This is a genomic window from Xanthomarina sp., assembly GCF_035306705.1.
Classification (GTDB): domain Bacteria; phylum Bacteroidota; class Bacteroidia; order Flavobacteriales; family Flavobacteriaceae; genus Xanthomarina.
Map to the genome: position 1 here is coordinate 1 of NZ_DATGNO010000003.1, position 17,940 is coordinate 17,940.

The following is a 17,940-nucleotide window of genomic DNA, read 5'->3' on the forward strand; positions in this document are numbered from 1 at the left end:
GTATATAACGGTTGGTTTGGAAAATATGGAAGTCAGAAAAAAGACTTAAAAAGAAAACAACACTCCTCCTTAGCTCAGTTGGTTAGAGCATCTGACTGTTAATCAGAGGGTCCTTGGTTCGAGCCCAAGAGGAGGAGCACAATGATAGAAAGCCTTTACAGAAATGTAGAGGCTTTTTTATTTGGTACAGGTTAAGCAGCATCATTTTCAATTGCTGTGTTTAAGCAAAGATTGGGATTAAGCTCGCTTGTTGTTTCTTTTTGGGGGCAAGTTGCGACCTGCCCGTGCGGGGGATTATGCTGAATGAAACAACTCGTCCTCACGGAGAGCATGCTGATTTAAATTAATCACGGTCTTATTTCTTAAAAATAGAACCAATTCCTTTCCCTATTTTTTGTACGGCTTCAATTCCTTTGTTCAGTTGTTCTGTGGAAACCTCGTTGTAACTGTCACTATCTATATTATTAGCGTATTGTTGCGGGTAGATTACAAATCTGCTGTTCGTGCCAAAGTGTTTTTCAAGTTTAGAAGGCAGATTTTCCAAAGCTCCCATATAAGAGGTAGCACCTTTTCGGGCAGATACCAAGACAAACAAATCGGCTTCCTGAATATCTCTTGAAAGTATTAAAAAATCTTCCCAGTCCGTAAATGATTTTATTGTAATCGTGGAGGTGATTTTTGTCTTGCTGCATAACTTTGCAATGGCTTTCTTGGTTGCCTCATTGCAATACAATAGAATTGGAATACTAAGTTCCTGAGACAATTTCGCTATTTTTGTAAACCATAAGCCAAAGCCCTCTTCATGCTCTGTTAATGGTGGAGCAGCAACAACGATTCTTTTATGTAATACCAACGGTTTTTCTATATGACAAATAAAAGTGGTTTTAGTTGTATTGCTCAAGATACTCTCTACTTTCTCGCCAATTAGTTTATCGATAAATCCGGAGCGTTGTGGCCATCCCAAAATAATAATGTCGGCCATAATTTCTCTTGAAATACGAGCTATACCACTTGCTATATTATGATCGATAGTTGTAAGTATATTGACATCTGTTTCAGACGCAGATGCTTGTTTTACAAATTCCTCCAACTTGTTTCTAGCTTTTAGAATATTAATTTCAGCTTCATTATTATTGGCAACTACTGAAAGGATGGATACGGGATTGTTTGATTTTTTATCCTTAATTAAAATAGCAAGTTCTAGTAGCTTTTCTATGTTCGCAACGTTTGCAATTGGCAAAAGAATGTGTTCGCCGTGAAGGCTATTGGCTTTTATTATTGTACTCGTGTCATCTTCAGATTCAATAACTATTTTTTTAGCGGCTGTTTCGGTAGCAAATGAAGCAACTATGCAAGTTACTAGTATAAGTATGATGGTTCCGTTCAGGATGTTTTCATCTAAAATCCCAGCCTTATATCCCACTAAAATAACTGCAAGGGTTGCGGCGGCATGGGCACCACTAAGCCCGAAAATAAGTTGTCGTTGTGCTTTTGAATATTTGAATAGGAGTTGCGTAATTAAAGCCGCAAACCATTTTCCAAACAAAGCCACGACCGATAGAGTTCCAGCTATAATAAGAGCTGTTGGACCACTTAAAATCACGCTCACATCAACCAACATTCCTACGCTTATTAGGAAAAAGGGAATGAATAGTGAGTTTCCAATAAATTCAATTCGGTTCATCAATGCGGATGAATGAGGAATGAGCTTGTTTAAGGCCAATCCTGCTACGAAAGCGCCAATTATCGATTCTACCCCGGCTACTTCTGCTAAAAATGCGGCGAGAAATACGATAGACAAGACAAAAATATAATGTGAATGTTTTTCACTTTCCAGTTTTCTAAAAAACCATTTAGCTATTCTTGGAATTATTAGGAACATAATGGCGGAAAAAATGGTCAGAGAAACGCCAAGTCGGATCCAAAATTCCTGATTTAAATTACCTTCGCTGTTTGCCATAATTACGGCTAGAATGATAAGCACTGCAGTATCGGTTAAAATAGTGCCTCCAACGGTAACGGCTACAGCCTGGTTTTTAGAAATACCAAATTTACTTACAATAGGGTAGGCTACCAACGTGTGTGTCGCGAACATACTAGCAGTAAGAAAACTCGCATTGAAGTCGTAGCCAAGCAAGTAATAACATACTGGAAATCCAATTCCAATAGGTATGATGAAGGTCAAAAATCCAAACATAACACTCTTGTTTCGGTTGGATTTAAATTCGTTCATATCCAATTCAAGACCTGCAATAAACATGATATACAGAAGCCCAATAGTTGAAAAGAGGTCAATGGCAGAACTTTGTGCAAGAATGTTAAATCCATAAGGACCTATAATCACCCCTGCTATAATTAACCCAATAATTCCAGGGACATTTAGTTTTCTTAGCAGTATGGGAGATAATAGAATGATAAAGAGAATTAATGAAAATATAAGTACCGGATTTTGAAGCGGTAATTCAAATTCGTGTATCAACTGTTGGAAGAAATCTGTCATCTCTTTGCTTTATTAAATTGCGTTATAAGTTACTCTATTAAGTGTTTCAAAAATACAAATATAAATGTAATTTAATTTGAGTAGGTAAATTAATTATAATTTTAGTAGTTCTTTTGGTGCGTGCCACATGCTTATAGGGAACAATTGGAGCCTTTGTCTATGGCTGGATAGTTTTTAAAAGATTTATTTTACTGATTAAAATGTCTCGATTCTAGCAAAGTGTTTTGGTGTTAGCAATAAGACTATAAGTGTGAGCAGTCCTACAGTAAGAATGCCTATATAAACTGTGTGTGTAGAATCGAAAAACGCAAGTTGTAAATAGTTTTGAACGGTATCGTCTGAATGGACAGATTGTAAAACTTCAACCACTTCATTCACCTTGGGTAAAGCATGTTGTAAATTTGTTGGAGCCTCTGTTAATCTATCCAATAACACCGAATTAAAAATAGCAGCAAAGACGGCAGCTCCTATACTTTGTCCGAAATATCTTGAAAACATACTAGCGCCTGTAACAACACCTCTTTGTCCCCATTCCACTGTGGATTGGACGCCAACCATCAAAGGGGTGGAAATCAATCCGAAACCAGCACCCATAAGCAACTGAATAACGACCAAGGTCCTTACAGAACCTGGGAAAGGCATGAATAAGAAAGTTGAAACGGCTATGAGAACAATTAAAATGCCGCAAAGGGCTGTATTTCTAAAGCCAATGCGTAGATACAATTTACCCGAAAACGAAGAAGATAGCGGCCAGGTAATACTCATGCTAGCCAATATAAATCCTGCTGCAATTGCTCCAACATCTATTACCGATTGTGCAAAAACAGGAATAAACATGTTGGGTCCCATGGTCATGCACCCCATGCCTATTGTAGCGAGATTAGCTCCTGCTAGTACACGTTTTCTCCATACCCATCTAGGTAAAATAGGGCTTTCAGCACGTGATTCTATCTTCACGGTAGTCCAAATTAAAACAATGGCTATACCTGTAAATATAAGAGTCTCATAGGATATCCATTCCCAGGATTGTCCACCTTGCATCAAACCAAACATGATAAAAGCACCTGTAATCAATAGTGATAAGGCTCCAAGCCAATCGATTTTAATATTTTTTGTGGGTTTGTTTTCTTTAAGGAACATGCTAATCATAATAATAGATCCAATGCCCACAGGAATATTTATTAGAAATATCCAACGCCAAGATGCGTAATCGGCTAAAGCGCCACCTAAAGTAGGTCCTAAAATAGCAGAAACTCCCCAAACACTAGAAAGCCATCCCTGAATTTTGGCGCGTTCTTCAAGCGTATAGATATCGGCAGCTATGGTGTTTACAGTCGCCATTATGGCACCCGCTCCAACCGCTTGAAGTCCTCTAAACGCAATTAAACTTATCATATCCCAAGCGCCAGCACAAGCAGCAGAACCTAACAGAAATACAATAACACCATAAATAAGAATGGGTTTACGGCCATAGACATCTGCAAGTTTTCCATAAATGGGAATGGTAATGGTTTGAATTAGTAAATAAATAGAGAATAGCCAACTAAATAAAGAAAATCCTCCTAAGTCCCCAACAATTTGTGGAATTGCTGTAGCTACAATGGTGCTGTCCATAGCGGCTAAAGCCATTGTAAGCATTAAAGCTGCTAAAATCCAAGCTCTGCTTTTTTTGCTTTGGGCATCGTTATTCATCTACTAAATCGAATTATTTTTATTCTGCGCAAAGGTAAAACTTAATAGAATAATTGCTCACTCTTATAGTGTTATTGTTTGCTATGTAAAAAAATAAAATTTGTCTTGGATATGGACTTAGGCTATCAAGTTTAATTAAATTTTTGCTTGGGGATGCTGTTATTATTTTTAACGGACAGGTCACGACCTGTACGTACAGGAATAATCCGAAAATCATCTCGGATTTGGTAAAGATTGGTACAATTTCTCAATACGTCTTAAATCTGTAGTATTTTGAATGGATTGTTGCGTGTCTTCATATAATAATTTGGCTTCTGCCATTAACGCATCATGGTATTCTGGTAAATGAGCTTCTTGCAACAGTAAATATTTAAACATGATAAATAATTTCTGAATGCAGGTTAAGTCATGCTTGCAATAGGTTCTGTAAGAAACCATAACTTGATACAGTAGCTCTTTAAAATTAGTGGTTGTAACTGCTATAAGGGCACGATTGTCTTTAGAAGTGATAATGGTTTTGTCGTTTTTTTTAAGTCGCATAGCAAACAGCTGCGTTAAGTAATCTATGGTACTAATAGCCGTTCCTGGATCGTTAATTCCTGGGGACATGGCTTTCATGCCAATTTCAGTAATTTGTTTAAATGCGAGTACGTAATTATCTTCAACAAATTCACCTTTAGCAAATTTAAAGTTTGAGAGAATGTTTTTTACTAAATCGGGATCTATGTCTTTACTTACTTGAATAATTGGGAGGCCTTCTAAAACAAAAGCACCTTGAATAACTAAAATTTTTAGCTGAATATCTTCATCCTCACAAATGTTGATGAGGTTTGCAATTGCTATATTCTGAAAATAACCGGTTTCGGAACTCTGATAAGATGTCCACTTGGAGGTATCTGGAAATGAAGCCACTTTTTCTACTTCTTTTTCCAATAAGTATTCCAGGCGCTTTTTAGCTTTTTTATAAATACTATCTAAAATATTATTAACCTGAATGGATTGGGATATGGAATGAATAAAATACAGGAAAGCACCCAAGCAAATTACAGTTAGAATGATACCGATAAGAACTGAAAAACCAGGAAGTTGGTATTTATCATTTTCCTGCGGATTAATTCCCACCAAGGTAAAGGTGTTGTATAAAATAGTTGCTAAATAAATACCTAGAACAAACTGATGGTTTCTATTGGAAATTAAACCCGTAAAACTCTGGGTGAAAAATTACTGGAAGCTTGATTAAGCAATACCATTACCATAGAAAAGCTGAAAACCATGATGGAAATAATACCACCTGTTAAAAAGCTTAAAAGTGTTTTAGCGGTATCCGCATTATTTATTACCAATTGGGGAACATGCTCAATAACAAATGCCGAGATACCAACTTTCTCCAAATATAGCATGAGCATGGCAAAACTAAAACCTACAATACTAAAAAGAGTTGGAAAAAAAGCAATCTTACCGCGAATGGTATTTATAAAACTTATAAATCTATTGTAAAGCGATTTCATAGAATGAATTGAGTCTACAAGTTACCAACAATTTATTTATAAATAGCAGATCTATTCAGAAACCCCACTTTCTTTTAATGCTCTTTTTTCGCAAGTTTTACACAGTTCCGAAATACCTTTTTGTTCCCATGATTCTTTAACCGTTCCATTATTTATTTCATCTCTGCCTTTAATGTGCTGACAATCTTCATAGATGTGGTATTTGTTTCCAGCTTTGGTCCAATACACATTGTCAATATCATTATTCAGTTCTTTTAAAGTACTGGTTTGCTCGTTAATTTCCTTGGTATATTGTTCAATAGAAGGTGGGTTGAAATCCACGCCAGAAATACCTGCAATCAGTAACGCAACCACAGCTATAGAACCAGCAATTCCTTTTGTTTTTCCATCGACATCCTTGTTGGTAAAGATAAGAATCACCAAAGGTAAAAATGCCAAGACGCCCATAATGGCTCCTAACTGATTTTGAACGAAGAACTTTACTTTATCTTTTTCGGAAGCAGGATCTAGACGATTGGCTTTTTTCCAAAGTGTGGATCCCGTGATGGCTAAAGCTAAAATAACCACAATAACAACTATTAGCCAAATCATGGTCTCATCGTGAATGAGCTTAAAAATGGCAAAAACTTGTAGCGCTATGGCAATAATCCAGGCTAAAAAAGCGAAAAGACGCAATTGTTTTGCTTTTCCTTTACTTTCAGGACTTGCTTGAAATACTTTTTCTTCTGACATAATACTGTTTTTAATGGGTTGTTTAATAGGTTTTAGTTCGTGAATTTACATTAAAGCTACTCGCGCTTTCATTTTGATTAGGCACTAAAATAAGTAATTTTTATTTATGGTTGCAATTTTTATTTATTCATATTTTTCCATAAAAGACTAAAAGGTATGATAATTATCATCTTTTGGCCCAAAAAGAATAATCATATTTGTATCTTATTTAATTTTCAAAAAAATTAAAAGATGACATCACCTAAATCTCTACACACATTTCACATCCCAGTTATGGGTTTGGCTTATACTATTGACAGTCCCATTCGGGTGGCTCAATATGGCATTTCGTCCGTAATATCTATTATTGACGATGAGCTTATTGAAAAAATGAATGCCTTTTACAGTAAAAAATTCAACTTACCTTATCAGGAAATATCAAAAAAAGCACAAGATTATCGTGCCGAACGTATTACATCCTATTTAAATTTGGTGGATAGTATTGTCAAGGAAAAATTTTCAAAATTTAAAACCGAGTTATCTGAAAGTAAAACAGCCTTGGATAATTTTATAGCTACTTTACCTAATAAATCCAGTATTAAAGAAGGACTTTCCAATTTGATAAATGAGGGATCTGCCTTAAAGGAAAACATAAAAAATTTCTTAGAAACACATTTAACTGCCGGGGATATTGATGTAAATATCATGACTAAAGTCGACAAGGATAACTTTGTTAAAGGAGAACAATTACCTGTCGAATTCAACGATGCACATGCGTCTCTTCGTGGGTTTGCCAAGAGCAATCTAAGTTCTTCTGTTGTACTTTCTGCAGGAATGAATCCGAGATTATATAGCTATTTTGAAAATTTCAACGATTTCTTTCCAGATAGTCAGGGATGTATAAAGAAGAAAATTATACTGAAGGTCAGCGATTATCGTTCAGCAACCATTCAAGGAAAGTTTTTGGCAAAAAAGGGACTTTGGGTTTCAGAATACAGAATTGAATCTGGATTAAATTGTGGTGGACATGCCTTTGCGACTGAAGGTTTTTTATTAGGTCCTATTTTGGAGGAATTCAAAAACAAAAAATCTGAATTAATTAAAGAAACACATGATGTTTTTGTAAAAGGCTTAAGTCTAAAAGGATTAGCCGTTCCTGAACAACCTTTAGATTTAAAATTCACCGTTCAAGGTGGAGTTGGTACCGCCGAGGAACACGAGTTTTTACTTAAAAACTACCAAGTGGATTCTGTAGGTTGGGGAACCCCATTTCTATTGGTTCCAGAAGCCACTTCTGTTGATAAACAAACACGGGATTTAATGGCAAAAGCCCAAGAAAAAGATTTGTATTTAAGTGGAATTTCACCATTAGGTGTGCCTTTTAATACCATTAAGGGAACTACCAACGAATTTTTTAAACAAAAACGTATCGACGATAATAAAGCAGGAAGTTCTTGTCCGAAGAAATTTTTGGCCTTGAGCAAAGAGTTTGGTCCAGAAGGTATTTGTACGGCTTCAAAAAAATACCAAGATGTTAAATTGGAGGAATTAGAAGCTAAAAGACTTGAAGTATCTGCAAATATGTATGAAAATGCCAAAGCTAAAATCACTGAAAAAGCTTGTCTTTGTGTTGGTTTAGCCAATGCTTCTTATTTAGAAAATGAGATTCCTATTAAAGGTCAGGAGCAAGGCGTTGTTATTTGTCCAGGACCTAATTTGGCTTACTTTGATAAGGAAGTGTCACTTTCCACAATGATGCAGCATATTTATGGAAATACGTCTGTGCTTTCCCATGTAAATCGGCCAAATATGTTTGTAAAGGAATTGAAAATGTATGTGGATTATTTAAAAAATGAAATAAGTACCATTTCAGAAGAAGTAACCACCAAACAAATTAAAAAGTGGGAAGCTTTTAAAAGTAATTTGTTTGAAGGTATTGCTTATTATCAAGGCTTGTTTTTAAGTTCACTTTCTAATGAAAATATCAAGATTCAAAAAGATCTGGAGTTTTATAAAGAAGAACTCATTGCTGTTGCCATTCCTGAATTGGAAATGGCTTAATTTAAATATTAAGAATCGATTTTTCGTTTATCAATAACCATCACAGGCTTTCTGCTCATGATTGGGAATTGCAGTTTTTGAATGTCTTTTTTATCGTAAATTTCTATTCGTGGCGACACGCGTAATTTGGCTCTAAAATGATCTTTAATCATCGATAATAGACTGTCTGTTGGTGTGTTTGTTGCTATTTTTATACAGATTTCGTCCGTACCAATGGTATTGCTTGAAATTTCTATGACGTAGCAATCTACTTCGTTAAAATCGTTTAAAATATTATCCATAGCTGGTGGATATAAGGTCGTGCCTTTATATTTTATCATTTGCTTTTTTCTGCCAACAACTGGTCCTAAACGCAAGGTGTTTCTTCCACAACCACAAGCTTCCGTATGCGCTTGAACCATGTCTCCGGTTTTAAAACGAAGCAAGGGCATGCCTTCAACCCCTAAGGTAGTTATGGTTAATTCGCCGACGTTGTTTCCTGAAACAGGTTGATCGTTTTCGTCCAGAATTTCAACAATAATCAGTTCGGGATGATGATGTCCTCCTTGTTGCTTTTCACATTCATTAAAAGCGGTATTCATTTCGGTGGATGCATAGGTTGAAAACAACTCGATGTTCCATTGAGACGTAATTTTTTTAGCTAAAATATTTAAAGAAAAATCCTGATTTCTTAAAGGTTCACCAATGCAAATAGCTCCTTTAACTCCAGAGTTATTGATGTCAATATTATGCTGCTTGGCATGTTCAATCAGTTTTAATAAAAACGAAGGAACCGCAATAAGATAGGTGGGTTTAAATTTTAAAATAGAATCCCATTGTAATTCTGGAATTCCAGCTCCCACACGAATTATCCCAGCACCTAGTTTTCTAGCTCCTAAAAAGTATGCTAATCCAGCCATAAAGCGTCTGTCTATGGTAGTCATAAGTTGCATGACATCATTTTCTGTTACGCCAGAACAGGCAAAAGACATGGCTTCATTATAGGCCAAACGGTCTAAATCGTTGTCGGTTAAAGCAAAAGTTACCGGATCTCCCAAGGTACCAGACGTCGTGACATAATCGATGATTTTATTTTTAGGCACACATAAAAAATCGTTGTTGTATTGTTGCAACTGATCTTTTGTAGTGGTTGGGATCTTCGTTAAATCCTCAAGCGTATGGATGGAATCAATGTCAATATGTTGCTCTTTAAACACGCGTTTATAATATGGCGATTGTGTGTTTAAATACTGTAATAAATCTTTCAATTTATCTTCTTGAAAGGTTTTTATGTCTTGGGTGGATGCTTTTTCTATTTCGGGAATCATTCGTTTAATTTCCTTTTTATCTTTTTAATATACAAATCTATATGTTCTTGGTCAGGAATGGTTGTAATTTCTTTAGTTTTTGCTTTTTCAAAAGCATTTAATGCCGCTCTGTAGTATTTTTTTTCGTAATTGTATTTTCCTGTTAAGTAATAAACTTTCCAATACTCTGGATTGCTGTTTTGAAACTCGATGAGCATGCTTGGATCCAAATGCTCTTTATTATTTATAGCTGTGGAAACCTCTCTGCTTACAACCCGATAGGTTTCATAATCCAAATACCCTTGTGTGTATTGAAATGGGTCTTTTTCAATGGTTAATTCTTTATTATTTAACGGAATAGCTTGTTTGTTTTCTGGACCTTCAGTAAAAACGGTATTCAAGTTATAAGCGACAAATTCGCCCAATTGATACGGATTTGAAGATACCCAAACCAAGCCATCTTCGGGTTTAAAAACAATGCCATGATGTGCCAATAACTGGTTCAAGGCTTTTTCATTGCCATAACCAATGGTTTTATCATGCAAACCTTCTTTGTTTCGTAAAATATCGACAGCAATTTTTGGAGTTAACTTTTGGGTTTCATTTAAAAGTTCTTCCATGCGTTCGTAACGATATTGCGAATGACTTTCAGCCTTGTGTTTTGTGTTTTTTTCGTCGTCTGCATAAGGGTCACTTTGAAAGTGATTGGAGCAGATTAACTGATTGGAATTTTCAACATCATACACGCCAAAATTACTTGGAGATACTTCAATCGTGATGGCTTTATTGTCTTTGGCACTTCCCACTAAAATAGATTCTGAAACAAAAACCTGACGTTTTTTAGCAATTTCAATGGCTTCCTCAATATTGGAAGCATATTGTAAAATCTCGCGAGTTAGAATGGAAATAGGTGTTTTTGCCACCCATGGAATATCCGATTTTCCGGCGTTGATGGTAACCGTGAGACCTTGATCGTTCATTCCAGAAACCACGCCTATCATACCAGCCCAAGTTACAGACATAAAATTGTAGCCTTTTGTAGGTTTTACGAAGGCAATTATTTTGTCTTTTGCAAAATCGTCCCCAGCATAAAAATCGAAGTTCCTTCCTATAATTAACTGGCCATCTTCAGTTTTATCTCCCCAAGCAGCAAAGGAAGAGCAACCAACAAGCATCAAATCTTGAAGCGCATGACCAATATCGTGTGCGCTATGGAAATAAAGGATTCGTAAATAATCGTCTGCCACATAATTGTAATCGTCTCCGGCATATTTTGAAAGCCCTAAAATCTCAGCTTTATATTCTTCAGGAATGTGTAAATACATTTTACGGTTGTACCAAGCCAGAACTTTTCTTAATGCATACTGTTTAAATTTTGAAGGCACTAATTCGTCCACTTTACTTAAAAAAGCATGTTCTTGTTTTTCGAAAAGCTCTTGGGTTAAACTTCCGGTATTTAAGCCCATTTGATATGGATCTCCAGCGACATATAATTCCCATTGCCCAAATTTATTTTTTGTGAGATAGCCATTTTCAGTTGTAAAAGAGCTATCCGAAATTTTTTCGCGCTCTGGAATGGATGGATTAAACATGCTTACATCTGGAACGTCATGCAGTGATTTGGAAACTCCACATGAAGCAAAACTAAGTCCTAAAAACAATAAGAGTATCTTATAAGTCACTTTCATTTTCCTTAGCTTTTGTTGGATTATTGGCGTCTATAATCTTATTCAATAAATATTCCTGTCCTAAAATTTCAGAACAAGTTACAACGGCACCAATGGTAACGCCTAAAATGCCATGCATGTTCATGCATTGACCTGTAAATAGTAAGTTTTCAATTTTGGTTTTAGGTGAAATGAAGGACTGCATGGATTTGTTAACATCTTTGGAATAACCATACATAGAGCCGCGATTGGTTGCAATATAATCTCTATAAGATAAAGGAGAAGAGGTGTAAGTTTCAAGAATACATTCTCGAATATTTGGGAACTTTTTTTCTAGTTCTACAATGATTTTCTCAGCTTTTTCATTTTTAAACTCTTCGTATGTCTGGCCTCTATCGTTTTTATCCGCAACCGTGTTGAAAGTCTTTTCCCAAGGGGCTACTTCTTCATAACGCATGTAGGTCATAATGGTGATATTATCGCCAAATTCATCATTATTTTTCTTGATTCCCATGGAAAGCATGTAGTTTTCCGGCCAAGTTTCTTGGGTATAATGTTGCGCATTCCAAACGGCATCCACCGATTTAAAATGGTAGTAATTTTTGTTTAAATACTTAAAACAATTTGGTTTTAGAACAATATATAAACTAAAGGCGGCAATGGTACTTTCTATATTTTCAATTCGATTGGTATATGATTTTCGTAGTTTTCCATCTCCAATAAGTTTCAAGGTAAGCTTTGGATCGATGTTCGAAATGAACAAATCGCCTCGAATTTCATTGCCATTTAGGCAAATAACAGAGCTTATTTTATCATCTTCGAATTCAAATTTTACAGCTTCATGATATTTATAAACTTCACCACCAGCTTCAATAAGCCTTCTAATTAATAATTTGGTTATTTGGCTGCCGCCATTTAAACAACGATAAGCACTTTGAATGTATGAGTTTACCGATAAGGAATGCACATAAAACGGGGTTTTATAACCATCTCCAGCATATAAGAAATTGGTTCCTGCCAAAACAGCTTGTAGGCGTTTGTTATCTGTGATAGACTCTAAAAATTCGCGTATTTGTAATTTAAAAACACCATCGGCATAAGGTCTGCCAAGTTTTAACCTATAAAGAGGAAATTTATCGCAGGTTTCTTTTATTTTGTCGCAATAGGCTTGAATGGCTTCTGCCTCTTCAGGAAAATCCTTGATTAAATTTTTGGCGAATGCCTCATAGCCTTGGGCATAATTATATTCCTTTTCATCGTCATCAAATGTAACCACATCAAAGCCATCTTCATCCATTTTTTTTAGTGAAAGTTCCTCCATAATACCTAAAAAATTAAAGTACTGATAGAGATTTTGACCTTCATCTAAACTACCTATATAATGAACTCCAGTATCAAAAATTGACTTGTCTCTAACAAAGGTTTGAAGGTTGCCACCATACTGCTGGTTTTTCTCCAAAACACAAACGCTATAACCTTCTTTAGCAAGAATTACTGCAGAAACAAGTCCGCCTAAACCACTGCCAACTATAACAACATCATATTTGGATTTTGGCTTCAAATAAGTTCTATTTTGGTTAATATGGATATTTGTTCAGCTTGATGAACCACTTTAAAGGACTGGTTTTTAATTATCTCTGAAGATAGCCCTAAGTTTGAATGAAGCAAAATAATTTTTGTAAGCCCTTTCGACATAACTACTTCCAGTTGCTTATTTGTTATGTGGACGTCGTCTAAAATAAGCACTTGTGCCTGTTGATTTAATACGTCTTCAAGTGTAGCTAAAACCGTAATTTTATAATGATTGTTACTTATATAGCTATTTTTAAGGATGTTGCTTATTGGCTTATCTTCAAAATAGGTATAGATTTTTCTATCAGGTCTATCCAATGCCAATAGGAAATCCAATTGTCCGCAAGATTTTGAAATATGCAGAATACGGTCTTTTTCTCCAACAGCATCCATGATGGTTTTGTAAGCTGTTTTATTTGCTTTTAAATCTAATTTAACTTGTTTGTAAAGCGCATCGCCTTTATATCTAAAATCCTCTAAAACCACTTTATGAAAATAACTTTCATCTTCGATTTGCTTCCTAAAATTATTAAAATGATCTTTAAAATAGGTACTTATTTTTTTTGTAATATCTCTAGTTGTTCCAGAAAACAATTCATCTTCAAATGGAATCCGATCTAATATTTTAACTGAAATGACACCTCTTTTTATAACGAAATTCCCTTTTGGAAGTACTTCAGAATTACCATGAATCATAACTGGTACGATATCTAATTTAAATTTTTCAGCTAAAAAGAAGGCTCCCTTGTGAAAACGTTTTGCCTTATTGGTGTATGAACGCGTACCTTCAGGAAAAGCCATTAAACTATAGCCTTGATTTACTTTTTCTTGTAGATGATCTACACCTTTTTCGATACCACTTGATACGGGATAAAAACCAGCAAGTTTTACGGCTTTTCCAAAAAACGGCGAATTATAAACCCAATCGTTTACTAAGAAAATCATTTTTGGATGCAACATGCCAATGGCTAAAATGTCTAGAAAAGAGGTGTGATTGGCAATTATAATCGCTTGTTTTTCAAAGGTTTCATGAGACTCATTTATTACCTTGGTTTTAAAGAAGGGATAGGAGTCCAAAACCGATTTCATGAACTTCGACATGACTTTATGGAACCACTTCATTTTAATTTTCATGCTTATTGGAACTACTTTCATAACGGCAATTCCGACCAAGGATAAAAACAAACCTCCCAAGCCGTAATAGGTGAAAGATATAGTAGAATGAATAAACATAAGGATTGGCGAAGGTCTGCTGTGTTTACTACCTATAAAAAATAAAAATAAGAGGGGTTGAATAGCAAACGAAATCAACATGGCCGATAAAATACCAATAAGGGATACCAGCGAAATACTGTGCAATGCTGGATGTTTAGCAAATATTAACACCCCAACACCTAAAATTGTGGTAATTACAGAAAGTAAAATAGAGGTTTTATGAGTTGGCAAAGAGCTTTCTCCCGTTCTTAATTCGTGGAGCAAACCATTGGTGATAAAGATGCTATAATCAATTCCCAAACCAAAAATAAAGGTGGTAATAATGATGTTGAATATATTGAATTGTACCCCAAGTAAACCCATAATTCCGATAGTTAGAAACCATGTTAGTACAATTGGCAGCAGTGTTATCAAGGTTAAGGAAAAGCTGCGGTAAAAGAGCAACAAAAGAAATAATACCACAAAAAATGAATATCCTACCAAACTATTGAAGTCGGTTTTAAGGTTGCCCAAAAAGGTTTCATTCATTTGTTTTCTGTCGATAACAAGTGTTTGCGAGTTGTTTTCGAACTTGCTTAACAAGTTTTTAGCTTGTTCGTCTTTTAATTTTACTAGCGTTGTAATGGTGGTAAAATCATCTTTAGTAGCTATATAATCATCGACTGAAATAATATTAAAGTCTTTAAAACCTTCTGCGTTTAAGATGTCAAAATCCGAATTTAAATGTGAGTAGAACTCTTGGAAACTACTTGGTTTAAAGCCTAGTTTCGATCCACTTTCAATAAGGCTTTCTTGTGTGTTTTTCTTGGTTTCCTCTGTCCAGAAATTTTTCCAGTCTGCTAGTTGTTGTTCTTGGGTTTCGGTAGATTTAATTAAAGCACTTATCGAACTAAAACCAATAATACTATCTTTTTCCTTGAGGTGATTTAAGGTTGAAAAAACGCGGTCGTTTGCATCTAAAACGTCCTGTTCTTTTGTTCCGTAAGTAGCAATATAAACCGATTTGGAATTGATGTTGGTTAGGGCATCCAATCTGTTTTGTGCCTCACGAAGTTCGGTGGGTTCAAAGTTTAAATTGGCTAAATCGTTATTAAAAGTCACTTTGTTATGGGTAAAATAACTCATCAAAAACAATGAGATTAAACCTATTAATACCCATTTGTTTTTATGAAGGGGATAACTTGCAAGCTTATCCAGTACCGTTGCTTTTTTAGTTACTTCACTTTTATCTATATAAACCAAAGGAATAAAAATCAGGGCAAAAGTTGAAGCTCCAAGCACACTAATGGCGGCAAAGAGACCTAAATCTTGAAGCGCTTGCGAATCTAAGAACAGCAAACATAAAAATGCCAAGGCTGTTGTTAAGCTGCTCATTAAAATGGGTTTGGTAATTTCTTGAAACAAGGCTTTTGCATTATTATTACTTCGAATATGTGTTAAAATATGCAAGGCATAATCTAAAGTAATACCTAGTAATACCGAGCCGATTCCTAAAGAAACAGCTGAAATTTTAGTTCGGATTAAGAAAAGTAAAGCTACGGCCAACAACGCACCAAAAGCTGTTGGTATAAAAAGAATGAGTGGGACACTTATTTTTCGGTAAAAATATATTAAGATTAAAAGTAAAACTGTAATAGCAATTCCAACCGTTAATTGAATGTCCTTTTTTATTTGTTTGGCATTGGCAACTGCCACCAAAGCTCCTCCAAAATATTCGGCACTGGCCTTGCCTTTAAATTCTTGATTTAATTTGGAATTTAAACTATAAAGTTGCTCTGCAAATATGGCATTCTCAGAAGTTTCACTAGACGGATAAGTCGGAGAAATAAATAAGAGAATGTGCTTTTTGTCCAGGCTTAATAGAAATCCGTTTTGCATGGTAAAATCGTTACCAAAACTAAGGAGCTGTAGTTTTTTTAAGGCTAGAAACGATAAACCTAAAGGATCTCTTAAGATGGTTTCTTTAGCAACCATCCCAGAAGGGGAAATCAAGGTTTTGTAATTGGCTTTCGTTATGGCATCGATGCTATCTTTTTGAAGTTTGTTTTTTATCGTTTCATAATCGGATGCTTCTAAGAAATGAGGTAAGTTGTTATAGACAAAATCTAAGGTGTTTAGGATTTCTTCATCTTCAACTTTACCTTGGATTTTGGCGATATATTTACTGGAATTCTTGTTAATACTATCAATAAACCGCGTGGCATATTGTGTTAAATCGTCAATGGAACCAGCAGATTCTTTTTTAATATTTACTATAATCTTATCGGCAAAGTTTACCGATTTAAGTACTTTTTGAGCATCGGAGTTTCCCTCATTTATAGGAATAAGTTTAGAAATATCTTCTTCAAAAGTAATTTTAGAAGCTAAAAAACTTAAGCTTAAAACAAGCAGGCCTAAAGCAAAAAAGCCTACAATTTTTCTTGAGGCTAAGTAGGTATGTATGTTGTAAAAAAAGTCACTCATTTTTTAATGCTATGTTCTTCTTATTAGTGAAGCTGAAGAAAATATATCCTATAAGACCAAAAACAGTAGCTCCAATAATTGCTAAGATAAAACTTCCAACAAGATACGTTTTTAGATGCTCAAATGCTTGAAAATTATCCATCATTTCTTCTATGGAATAGGAGATCCTTTCGCCTAAAACCCATTGTCCCAATTCCAAACTTGCAAAAATAATAAAGGGAATAAAGGGAGGCAAACTTACGTTAGAAAAAGCAAAAGATATGGCTTTATTTAATCTAAGAAAAATAGCCAAGGTAATTACCAAAAAGGTATGCAAGCCCCAAAGTGGCGAAAACCCTATAAAAGTTCCTAATGCAATGGAAAGGGCCTTCTTTTTTGGAGAATCGTTGGTGCCTAATAAATCTTCGACAAAAAATCGTTTAAGGCCTTTTTTTTTAATATTTCTAAAAAGTCGTCTCGGGAAATAGTAAATACCCGTTAAAAAAACCAACCAGGTATTTAAGATGCTAATTCTTGTAAAGTCCTTAAAAGGTCTGAAGTGCGATACTCTTTCAGTTTCATCATAAAGCACATGAATGGGAATGTTTTTAACTTCAATATCTTTCCATGCTGTTTTTACAATCACTTCAATTTCAAACTCGAATTTACTGGTGTAAAATTTCAGGTTTTTAATAACGTTTAAAGGATATAATCTAAAACCAGATTGGGTATCTTTTAGTTGAATGCCTGTTTCTATCCAAAACCAAAAGTTTGAAAACTTGTTTCCAAAACTACTTTTTCCAGGAACGCCTTCTTGTTCCATGTTTCGAGAACCTATAATCAAGAGGTCTTTGCCGTTGTTTAGTTCTAGTTCGGTGATAAAATCTGGAATATCAGTTGGAAAATGTTGTCCATCAGAATCGATGGTTATAGCAAACTCATAACCCAAGGCTATGGCTTGTTTAAATCCTTCTCGTAAAGCAATTCCTTTACCACTATTTTGAGGGAAATGTAATTGTTGGAGCTGTTGGTAATCCTTTAAAATAGTTGAAGTGGTATCGGTAGAACCATCGTTAACAATAATGATGTTATTGGTTAATTCCAAAACCCCATCTAAAACTCGATTTAGGGTACGATGGTTGTTGTATGTTGGAATGATAACACATACGTTTAAATCGGTAATTCTTTGTCTAATAAGCTCGTTGTTCACTTCTATGAAGCCTTGTTTTGTTATAGTTTCGAAATTACTGATTTTTCTTCTTATTTAGTGGGATGCCGTAAATAAT

At 35.1% G+C, this 17,940-nt stretch carries 9 protein-coding genes, 1 tRNA gene and 1 pseudogene; 2 read left to right on the forward strand and 9 right to left on the reverse strand.

The window, feature by feature from the left end; all coding sequences use genetic code 11:
* The first annotated feature begins 63 nt into the window (after window positions 1-63).
* Window positions 64-137: transfer RNA gene (locus tag VKY47_RS00125), tRNA-Asn, on the forward strand.
* Window positions 138-355: 218 nt separating this feature from the next.
* Here VKY47_RS00125 and VKY47_RS00130 read toward each other — a convergent pair.
* From VKY47_RS00130 to VKY47_RS00150, 4 genes and pseudogenes are all read right to left on the reverse strand, one after another.
* Entirely contained in the window at window positions 356-2,500 is a 2,145-nt protein-coding gene (locus VKY47_RS00130) for a cation:proton antiporter (protein ID WP_324309215.1), read from the reverse strand.
* A gap of 195 nt (window positions 2,501-2,695) precedes the next feature.
* Window positions 2,696-4,192 carry an MDR family MFS transporter gene (locus VKY47_RS00135; protein WP_324309216.1) on the reverse strand — a complete coding sequence of 499 codons (1,497 nt, stop codon included), beginning with the start codon at window positions 4,190-4,192 and terminating at the stop codon, window positions 2,696-2,698.
* 213 nt (window positions 4,193-4,405) lie between these two features.
* Window positions 4,406-5,700: pseudogene (locus VKY47_RS00140) on the reverse strand (DUF2254 domain-containing protein).
* 51 nt (window positions 5,701-5,751) lie between these two features.
* The gene (locus VKY47_RS00150; RefSeq protein WP_324309220.1) at window positions 5,752-6,432 is read right to left on the reverse strand and encodes a hypothetical protein; all 681 of its coding nucleotides are present in this window, start codon (window positions 6,430-6,432) and stop codon (window positions 5,752-5,754) included.
* A 231-nt stretch (window positions 6,433-6,663) separates the two neighbouring features.
* Here VKY47_RS00150 and VKY47_RS00155 point away from each other — a divergent pair, with 231 nt between their 5' ends.
* Window positions 6,664-8,472, forward strand: coding sequence for a hypothetical protein (locus VKY47_RS00155; RefSeq protein ID WP_324309222.1), 1,809 nt, complete (start codon window positions 6,664-6,666; stop codon window positions 8,470-8,472).
* A gap of 8 nt (window positions 8,473-8,480) precedes the next feature.
* Here the strand turns inward: VKY47_RS00155 and flxY are convergent, their stop codons facing one another.
* Genes flxY through VKY47_RS00180 form a run of 5 tightly spaced genes read right to left on the reverse strand, consistent with a single transcriptional unit; the run spans window position 8,481 to window position 17,864 of the window.
* Window positions 8,481-9,779, reverse strand: a complete 1,299-nt coding sequence (gene flxY / locus VKY47_RS00160) for a flexirubin biosynthesis putative acyl-CoA ligase FlxY (protein WP_324309223.1) — start codon at window positions 9,777-9,779, stop codon at window positions 8,481-8,483.
* Window positions 9,776-11,446, reverse strand: a complete 1,671-nt coding sequence (locus VKY47_RS00165; RefSeq protein ID WP_324309224.1) for a C45 family peptidase — start codon at window positions 11,444-11,446, stop codon at window positions 9,776-9,778. The genes flxY and VKY47_RS00165 overlap by 4 nt, the downstream gene beginning before the upstream one ends.
* Window positions 11,430-12,986: a phytoene desaturase family protein gene (locus VKY47_RS00170; RefSeq protein WP_324309225.1), complete on the reverse strand. Its 1,557-nt coding sequence runs from the start codon at window positions 12,984-12,986 to the stop codon at window positions 11,430-11,432. The genes VKY47_RS00165 and VKY47_RS00170 overlap by 17 nt, the downstream gene beginning before the upstream one ends.
* Entirely contained in the window at window positions 12,983-16,675 is a 3,693-nt protein-coding gene (locus VKY47_RS00175) for a 1-acyl-sn-glycerol-3-phosphate acyltransferase (RefSeq protein WP_324309227.1), read from the reverse strand. Before VKY47_RS00175 ends, VKY47_RS00170 begins: the two co-directional genes overlap by 4 nt.
* Window positions 16,668-17,864, reverse strand: a complete 1,197-nt coding sequence (locus VKY47_RS00180) for a DUF2062 domain-containing protein (RefSeq protein ID WP_324309229.1) — start codon at window positions 17,862-17,864, stop codon at window positions 16,668-16,670. Before VKY47_RS00180 ends, VKY47_RS00175 begins: the two co-directional genes overlap by 8 nt.
* Between the last annotated feature and the right edge of the window lie 76 nt (window positions 17,865-17,940).

Excerpts from the sequence above, each read along its gene's own strand:
- VKY47_RS00130 (WP_324309215.1), bottom strand. The coding sequence starts at position 2,500 with ATGACAGATTTCTTCCAACAGTTGATACACGAATTTGAATTACCGCTT.
- VKY47_RS00135 (WP_324309216.1), bottom strand. The coding sequence starts at position 4,192 with ATGAATAACGATGCCCAAAGCAAAAAAAGCAGAGCTTGGATTTTAGCA.
- VKY47_RS00150 (WP_324309220.1), bottom strand. The coding sequence starts at position 6,432 with ATGTCAGAAGAAAAAGTATTTCAAGCAAGTCCTGAAAGTAAAGGAAAA.
- VKY47_RS00155 (WP_324309222.1), top strand. The coding sequence starts at position 6,664 with ATGACATCACCTAAATCTCTACACACATTTCACATCCCAGTTATGGGT.
- flxY (WP_324309223.1), bottom strand. The coding sequence starts at position 9,779 with ATGATTCCCGAAATAGAAAAAGCATCCACCCAAGACATAAAAACCTTT.
- VKY47_RS00165 (WP_324309224.1), bottom strand. The coding sequence starts at position 11,446 with ATGAAAGTGACTTATAAGATACTCTTATTGTTTTTAGGACTTAGTTTT.
- VKY47_RS00175 (WP_324309227.1), bottom strand. The coding sequence starts at position 16,675 with ATGAGTGACTTTTTTTACAACATACATACCTACTTAGCCTCAAGAAAA.